The organism is Methylomonas sp. BG-2, from assembly GCF_057766305.1.
Genome location: NZ_JBYMAP010000173.1, coordinates 1 through 8,557, shown reverse-complemented (window position 1 = coordinate 8,557; position 8,557 = coordinate 1). Strand labels below are relative to the sequence as shown.

The window sequence follows — 8,557 nt, the reverse complement described above, 5'->3', positions numbered from 1 at the left end:
GTGATTCCGATTGCAACGGTACAACTTACGGAAACGATTACGCCGCTCTGCGACTCGCCAGAACCATGGACATCGACCTAACTGTCACCGCTGTGCCGGTTCCTGGTGCGGTTTGGTTGTTTGGTAGCGCGTTGATGGGCTTCTTGGGCATGAAACGCCGCGCTCGCAACGCTTAATCGCGAGGGAGAGTCGGTTTAGTCCGAAAGTGGGAAGGCCGGATACCGGCCCCATTTACGAGCGTTCCGCCTGGAAATACGGGGGCGGGCGCTCGTTTTGCTTTAGATTTCATTTTTGGTTACAACGATTTGTTAGCGAGCTATTCGAGGTCAATTGGCCTTGGCCGGATGGGGGCTTGCCCGAGAATGCTGTTTTTTGGAATTTGTTTTTAATAATCGGCCCGCCGAATTATCGGAGAGTTGTTCGGTGGATCGACTCAACCGGGCGGATTGCGGTTTTAACATTTATAATGGCCGGTTTTTTCGCTCAAGTCCGAATGTAAAAACGAGCTTGAAATCCGGTTTGATTTTTTACTGAGTAACTGACAGATGCTAGATAACGGTTCGACTGATCCTAAAGTCCAGGGTGGCGCAATTAGCACGATAGCCTTATTCGTCCTGGTCACCCTGAGTGGCGGCGCGGTGATGATATTGGAACTGCTGGGTACGCGAATTATCGCGCCGTTTTATGGAGTCAGTTTATACGTTTGGACCGCGCTGATTTCGGTGACGATGATCGCGTTGGCGATCGGTTACTACCTCGGCGGTTATTTGTCCGATCGCTTTCCGGCCTTGCGGCTGGCGCATATTCTGGCGCTGGCTTCGGTGACCACGGCGCTGATTCCGTTCCTCAGCGGTCCGGTAATGATTTGGACCAATCCCCTGGGTATACGCGGCGGCGCGTTTGTCAGTGCGTTGCTGTTGTTTACGCTGCCGCTGACTTCGCTGGCGATGGTGGGCCCCTACGTGATCAAAATGGCCACCCGCGATTTACGGGGTGTGGGCAGGGCGGTCGGTTCCGTCTATGCGGTTAGCACCGTCGGCAGCGTAATCGGCACGCTTTTGCTGGCTTTCTATTTGCTGCCGGCATTCGGTACTCGCGCGATCGTTTTTTGCTTGAGTCTGGCCTTATTGGTGGTGGTGGTTGGTTTATTGGTTTTCGACCGGTTCGCACCGTCAACCGGCGGGGCGACGTTTTCGGTGGTATTGGTGGCCGCGCTGACCTGTACGTTGGCGGCGAATGGCTATGCCAAGACCGTCAAATCGGTCGGCGGATTTAACGTGTTGCACGAACAGGAAAGTATCTACGGTTGGGTTAGAGTGGTCGACGACGAGCGCAAGGGTTTTCGCTTGCTGCTGTCCGATTCTTCGGTTTTGAGCGCGGTGGAAAAAGCCCGAGGTCGCAGTTTGCTGGGGTATCAAGTGATATTGGGTTTGGTGCCGCCGTTGTTCCGGCCCGAGGCCAGTCAAGCCTTGCTGATCGGTTTGGGCGGCGGCCATGTCGCGCGCGATTTAAAGGCTAAGGGACTGGCAACGGACACGATAGAAATCGATCCGGTTGTCGCCGACGCCGCGAAAAATTATTTCAATTTCCAGCCGACCGGCGAATTTTTGGTGGGTGATGCCCGCTACGAAGTCAAAAAGCTTAAGAAACGCTACGACTTCATTATCCACGACTGTTTCACCGGCGGCTCCGAGCCGACGCATATGCTTACGGTCGAGATGTTGAGCGGTTTGAAAGCGATGTTGAACGAGCAAGGCATTCTGGCGCTGAACTATGTCGGTTTCACGCAAGGGGAAGGCGCGAACGCGGTGACTTCGGTCTATAAAACGCTGGCTACCCTGTTTCCCCATATTCGGGTGTTTACCACCGAAAAAGGCGAGTTTACCGACTTTATTTTCCTGGCTTCGAGCGGAGGCATCGAGTTCGATCGCGATAAACCCGAGCTCGCCCGGCCGATTCAATGGTTATCCGAGCACGAATACGCGATGACCGATGCCGGCGGCATCGTGATTAGCGACGATTACAATCCGATGGAAAGCATGCAGGTCAGGAAGGCCGAGAGCTACCGGAAAATTTTCATGGAACGAATCGCACCTGAATTACTGGTGCTTTAAGACCTAACGGTCATGAATGGGTTTTCGCCCCGGAGAATGAAAAGATGGACGCGGGAGCGGCGTTTGCCGCAGTTGGTGGCGTTCCGCCGTGGGGGGCGGAACGTTGCTCAATGATTTTCCGAGTAACAACAACTTGGTCCCTCGGAATCGTCCGGTGGGCTGACGATCCGATCGTATAAAGTAAGCTTGGCTGTGGTGACTATGAATCGATTTTTGACTTGTAAAGCTTGGTTTCGCCTAATCTGGCTCGTTTTGTGTTTGCTGGCGTGGCCGGTCAAGAGCAGTTGGGCCGCTTTGTCCGCCAGTGCCGGTTCAAATCAGACCGTGCTCTACAACACCACGGTGACGTTGAGCGGCAGCGCTTCGAATGTGACCAAGGCCGTCAAGCGCTGGCAATGGCGCCAGATCAGCGGAAAGAAAGTCAAGTTGCGCAACGCCAATCGCGCGTCCGTCACCTTTGTCAGCCCGTCGGTTGCCGGCACGCTCAAGTTCATGTTGACCGTGACCGACAAAGCCAAGCCCAAGGCGTACGCGGTCGTCAGCGTCACCGTCGTGCCGAACGCGCCGAGTTTGACGCTGGTCTCGCAAAACTTTAGCGCCAATCAAGCGATAGTCGCCGGTCAGACCCAAGTGTTAACGTGGAACGTGCGCAACGATAGTGGCTACACCTTGTGCGCGAAGGAAGGCGGTATCAGTTCTTGCAAAATCGCGTTGGTTGCCGGGAACGGGAGTGGTGGTCTGACCTATACGACGATTCAACCGGAGAGTACCGACGATTGGCTTACCGGTGTTACCAAGGAATTTTCGGTTAGTGCGATAGCCCCGGCGACGATACCGGCTGGCAGTTATCAACAGGCTTGGAGCTTCAGCTACGACAGCGGACAGAGTTTGCCGATCGCCGGTAATCCCGGCGGGTTGTCGGCGCAACTTGCGGTGGCGCCCATCGTGAGTGTCTCGTTGCTGAATACCTATTACGGCAGCGATACGTCCGACGCCTATCAGGCCGGCGATTCGATCACTCAAGGCACGTCCAAGGTGCTGAATTGGGTCGTAAAAAACAATAGCAACACCGCGCTCGACAACGTCGTGCTCACGGCTGGCGTCGCGACCGGCGGATTGCAGGTCGCGACGATCTCGCCGGCGACGGTGGCCGGTTGGGCGAGCGGCGAAAGCAAGACCTTTTCGGTTACGGTGACGGCCCCCGCCGACGATTTGGGCGGAAATCATGCGTTAAATTGGAATTTGAGTTACGGCGGCGGAACGCCATTAACGTTAGACAATAGCCAGCAAATCGGTTTTAGCTTGCAAACGCCAAATCCGAATATTCATTTGGTGTTGGTGCGTCGTTACTTTGAAAACAACGCCGTCGTGGTCGATGGTAGCCAGATCGCTCAGGGTGGCGGTCGGACCGTGAAATGGGATGTCCGCAACGACAGCAACGTGGTGCTGAACAATGTCAGTTTGTCGCCCGGTTCGGCGACCGGTAATTTGACGATAGGCGCCATTTCGCCGACGACAGTCAACAACTGGGGGATCGGCGAAACCAAAACCTTCTCGGTTGCCGTTTCCGCCGCGGCCGGCGTGTTGTCCGGTCGCCATGGCAAGCTTTGGAGTCTGGCCCTCGATGGCAATCCGTTAAATTTGGACGGCAATCAGACCATGGGCTTTAGTCTGACCACCGCGCCGCTGTCTTGCGAAGTCAGCGCCAGTCCAAGCCAAGTCGGCTTGACCAAACTCAACACTAACGGCGTGGCGGTGATAGCTAGCAGCGGCAGTTGGTCTTGCGTCAAGGACAATAGCAGCGGTCTGGTTTGGGAAGTGAAAAGCGATGATGGCGGATTGCGCGATAAGGATAATGTTTACACCTGGAGCGAAGCCCAGGCCTACGTGCAATCCGTGAACGCCTTGGGCTTATGCGGCGCCTTCGATTGGCGTTTGCCGACCGCCGAAGAATTGCTGAGTCTGATTGGCGCGAGAAGCGATGATGTGTCGGCACGAGTCACGCGGCTGATCGACTACGATTTTTATCCGAATAGTCAAACGGCGGATTATTGGTCCAATTCCGATTCGTCCGGCGGCAACGCTTGGGGGGTATCGTTCGAGGACGGCGGCTATGTCTTGAATGCCAAAACGTCCGGTCATTATGTGCGTTTGGTTCGCGACGCAAATTAATTCCGCTTTCAACTTTCGTTAAGGCCTGTTGAGCTTTGTTGCAATTTATGAAAAAAAACTATTGTTGGTTCTTGTTAATTTTGGGGTTGGGCAGTGCGCTGCCTGCAAACGTTATCGCCGCGGACGTGGGGCAAACGCTACCGTCCTGTAAAGCGAGCTTTACCGACAAGGAAACACTGGATTTTTCCGTCTATCGCGGCAAGGTGGTGTTGGTGGATTTTTGGGCGACCTGGTGCGGACCTTGCCTGAAGTCGATGCCGTTTTTCGATCGGTTGTTCCGCCAGTCTCAACCGCGAGGGCTGCAAATCGTGGCGATTAACGTCGACGAAGATACCGAACAAGCCCGCCAGTTTATCGAGCAGCATCCTGTCGGTTATCCGATCGCCTTCGACGCGGAAGGTGCCTGTCCGAGCGCGTTTCAAGTCAAGGCCATGCCGTCGTCCTATCTTGTCGATAAGGCCGGCAAGATTCGTTATGTACATTTAGGGTTTCGGGAAGAGGATCAAGCCGCGCTTTCGGAAAAGATTGCCGGTTTATTGGCGGAGTAATCTTCATGGAAAACAAACGAAAATCAAAGCCGGCGTTGTATCTAGCCCTGGCGTGGCTGGGTTGCCAAGGTTGCGCCGAGGTGGCGCCGTGGGAACGAGGCGTGATGGCCAAGGACATTATGTCGCTGGACCCAAGCCCCAATCTGAACCACATCCGCGACCATATCTTTACCAGCAGGGAGGCGGCGCAAGGCGGCCGCTCTGGATCGGGAGGCGGTTGTGGCTGTAATTAACCGTGAAAAATCCACGGCGCTGGCCGCTCTGACGACCGCCGCGCTGAGTTTGCCGGGGCTGGATTGCTCAGCCGGCGTGCCGTCCACACAGGCCGAGGGCAATACCGAGTACGGCTATTATCAGGAAAGCAGCGGGCGGATGAACGTCCAAATCTTTCACGTGGATGGTCTGATACCGCTGAACGACCGAATAGAGTTCAGTTTTAGCCTGGATCGAGATACCTACACCGGGGCGTCGCCGGCTTACAATCTGCCGTCCGCTATCACGGATCAGCCGATAGCGATCGCCACGACCCAAAACAGCAAGGGTTATGCCGACTTGGTATCCGCGGCATCCGCCGTTTCGGCGGCGACTTTATCGGGTACCGAGAGTTTGTTGCAGACATCGACGCCGTATCAAGACGCGTATAACAGCATACTTAACGCATTGAACGATGCCGACGCATTGGTTTATGGCAATGACATCCCGTTGGAAGTACTGAGTAACAACCAGCAACTTGCCAGCTTGGCCGGCTTTGACGCGGCATTGAATGCCTTTATTCCGGCCAATGATAAAGCGGTGCAGCGATTTCAGACGCAGCCGTTGGAGACTCGCACCCAACCGGTGCTCGGGCTCAAATATTATTTCGACGACACGACGCTGGGTATCACCGGCGGCCAGTCCGAAGAGCCGGATTTTCAATCCAACTTTGGTAGCATCAATTTCAGTCATGAGTTCAACGACAAGCTGACCACGCTATCCGGCGGTTATTCGGTCACCCGCAATGCGGTATTTCGCAGCCAAGGCCATTCGCATACCCCGTCCGGTCTGGGCTTGGGGCATATCCATCCGGCCGACTGCGAAATCAGCACCTGTACCGATTACGCCAGCTTGAATGCCAACAGTCTGTTTCACGGCGTCAACCTAGCCATTTCGCATGTGTTCGACAAGAACACCTTACTGAATTTGGCCGGCTCGTTCACGCATCAATCCGGCTTTCTGAGTAACGCCTATAAGACGGTTTACGTGCGCGGCGAAATCACCCCGGAAGAATATCTGGCCTTGTCGAATACCGGCGCAAATTCCGCTATCGATTGGAAATCCATCAGCAAGCTGGAAATTGTCGGTCCGGAGTTGTTCAGGGAAAACCGCCCAGGCATCCGCAATCTGTTTTCGTTCAGTGGCGGGGTCAATCATTACTTCCCGGCGCTGGACGCGGCGCTGCATTTCGATTACCGCTACTACCACGACGATTGGAAAATCGACGCCCACACCTTTGAGATGAAATGGTTGCAATCGTTGCCGTTCGGAATCACGGTGACGCCCAGCGTTCGTTATTACTCGCAATCGAAGGCGGATTTTTTCGCGCCTTACTATCTGGCTCCGCGCGCCGATGGTTTTTATTCCAGCGATTTTCGGTTGGCGGGTTTCGGCGCACTGAGTGGCGGCTTGACCTTATCCAAGCAAATCGGAAAGGCGGTGAAACTGGAGGCCGGGATTGAATACTATCAGCGTGCCAGCGATCTGAAATTGGGTGGCGGAGATAGCGGTGATTATGCGGATTATAGTTACTATTTGGCGCACGCCGGCGTCAACATCAACTTGTCGGCCCCCGGCAGTTTGTTGAGCGGCGACGGCAGTTTAATCGATAGCTTGTTCGGGGCTGGCGATCCGCACGCGCACCACCACCACCATCATCATGGCGCGCCGGTGCCGGCCGGCGTGATGTTCGGCCATATGATGCCCAAGGCCGACGACGTCATGGTGGGTTACATGTATATGTATAGCGGTCAGGCCGGCACGATGCTACGCGGCAGCCGCGCTGTTTCGGATGCTGAAATTGTCGCCGGCGGTTGTCCCGGCTACGGTTCCGGGGTGCCTGCTTTTAATGGTTGTTTGGTCAAGCCGGCTTCAATGCATATGGGCATGCACATGCTGGACATTATGTATGCGCCGACCGACTGGTTGAACTTGATGGTCATGCCGCAGTTGATGGACATGGATATGACCATGAGCGACGATTTGCGTGCCGCGAATTACACGCCGAATTCGACTTATTCCGAAAAGCATTACGTCACCGACACATCCTCTTTTTACGCCGGCATGCGCCATACCGTGTTCGATTTGGGTGATACCTCGTTGGTCGCGCTGGTCAAGCTTTTCGACGAAACGGAGCATCACTTGCATGCCGGTATCGGTGTCAGCGCGCCGACCGGCAATGTCGCGATTCCGCATACAACGCTCGCCACCGTCAATGTCCCGGATGAACTAGGTGCCGATCACTATTACGAAGCCAATATCAAGGTGTTGCAGGATTACGGCATGCAGTCGGGCAGCGGCACCTGGGATTTCAAGCCGACGCTGACCTACACCGGCGAGCACGACGACTTCTTTTGGGGAGCGCAATTCAGCGCGGTCAAGCGGCTGCAGAGTAAAAATCGGTCGGGTTACTCGCTCGGCGATATCTATCAAGGCTCCACTTGGGCCGGTTACAAGATATTCGATTGGTTGTCCGGTACGGTCCGGGGCGTTTATACGCAGCAAAATAAACTGAAGGGCGATTTATACCAACTGAATCCAAGGGGCTTGTTGCAAGGGCAGACCACTCAATTGGCCCACAACGTGACTTCCACCGTCGATTACCCGCAAAATTCCGGCGGCCACTATTGGGACATCGGCTTGGGTCTGCAGGTCGCGGTACCGGGCGGCAAATTCGCCGGCCACACGTTCAGTTTGGAATGGCTGCAACCGATTCAAGATTACGCCAACGGTTATCAGTTGGAGCGCACCGGTGCGTTTTCCGCGCGGTGGAGCTATATGTTTTGAGATGACTGACGGCTAGCGGGCCGAGCACAGGCCGCGTTTGTCAGTAAATGATGATGAAGCAAGAACGGAGAATACCGTGATAGATTTCGATGGCGGACAAAAGCAACATGGCGCATGCATCAACGCATCCCGAGTTGTGTTGGGCTTGTGGCTTTGCGCGGGCGGGGCGGTAACGCCGGCTCGCGCGCATGTCGAATACTACGACTTGAACCAAGGTGTGCAGATCGGTGATTTAACGGTGGCTGGCAAGACCCAGTCCACGGCGCAATACGGCGCGAATCCAAGCGTCACCGGACCGGGGGTGACCTTGAATACGACCTCCGATCGGCCGCTAAACGACCCCGCTTACTGGAACGGCACTTACCAGTCCTATACCGGTGTCGGTACCTTTAGTAACCTGCATTACGATGCGGATCTGAGTTCGGCGACCGTCGATGTCGACGATGTTACCGACTGGGGGTGGGGCGACGGTACTCATACCTTGGCGACCGGGCCCATTGGTACCTTGGGTGATACCCACAAGGTGGATTTCTTCAATTTCCGGCTGGCCAAGACGTCGTTGGTCACCATCACCTGGAATGTCGACGACAATTCCGGTAACTATATCGACAACGGTTTTAGCGTATTTCGCGGCGTGATGAACTATCAGACTCACGACGATTCCAGCGAACGCTTGAACCCGAC

Annotated in this window: 7 protein-coding genes; all 7 read left to right on the top strand. The window is 55.1% G+C overall.

All coding sequences use genetic code 11. The features are described 5' to 3' along the window. The first annotated feature begins 65 nt into the window (after positions 1–65). The gene (locus tag AC3B8H_RS15380) at positions 66–176 is read left to right on the top strand and encodes a PEP-CTERM sorting domain-containing protein (protein WP_488442424.1); all 111 of its coding nucleotides are present in this window, start codon (positions 66–68) and stop codon (positions 174–176) included. A gap of 369 nt (positions 177–545) precedes the next feature. Next, positions 546–2,114, top strand: coding sequence for a fused MFS/spermidine synthase (locus AC3B8H_RS15375; protein ID WP_488442423.1), 1,569 nt, complete (start codon positions 546–548; stop codon positions 2,112–2,114). 201 nt (positions 2,115–2,315) lie between these two features. Then, entirely contained in the window at positions 2,316–4,286 is a 1,971-nt protein-coding gene (locus AC3B8H_RS15370; protein WP_488442422.1) for an Lcl domain-containing protein, read from the top strand. 47 nt (positions 4,287–4,333) lie between these two features. Further along, positions 4,334–4,834, top strand: a complete 501-nt coding sequence (locus tag AC3B8H_RS15365) for a TlpA family protein disulfide reductase (RefSeq protein ID WP_488442421.1) — start codon at positions 4,334–4,336, stop codon at positions 4,832–4,834. Between the two features lie 5 nt (positions 4,835–4,839). Next, positions 4,840–5,067 carry a DUF4266 domain-containing protein gene (locus AC3B8H_RS15360; RefSeq protein WP_488442420.1) on the top strand — a complete coding sequence of 76 codons (228 nt, stop codon included), beginning with the start codon at positions 4,840–4,842 and terminating at the stop codon, positions 5,065–5,067. Next, on the top strand, positions 5,054–7,873 hold the full coding sequence (locus AC3B8H_RS15355; protein WP_488442419.1) for a DUF3570 domain-containing protein: 2,820 nt from the start codon (positions 5,054–5,056) through the stop codon (positions 7,871–7,873). The genes AC3B8H_RS15360 and AC3B8H_RS15355 overlap by 14 nt, the downstream gene beginning before the upstream one ends. A 76-nt stretch (positions 7,874–7,949) precedes the next feature. Continuing rightward, a partial coding sequence (locus tag AC3B8H_RS15350; protein WP_488442418.1) for a hypothetical protein occupies positions 7,950–8,557 on the top strand: 608 nt, incomplete at its 3' end.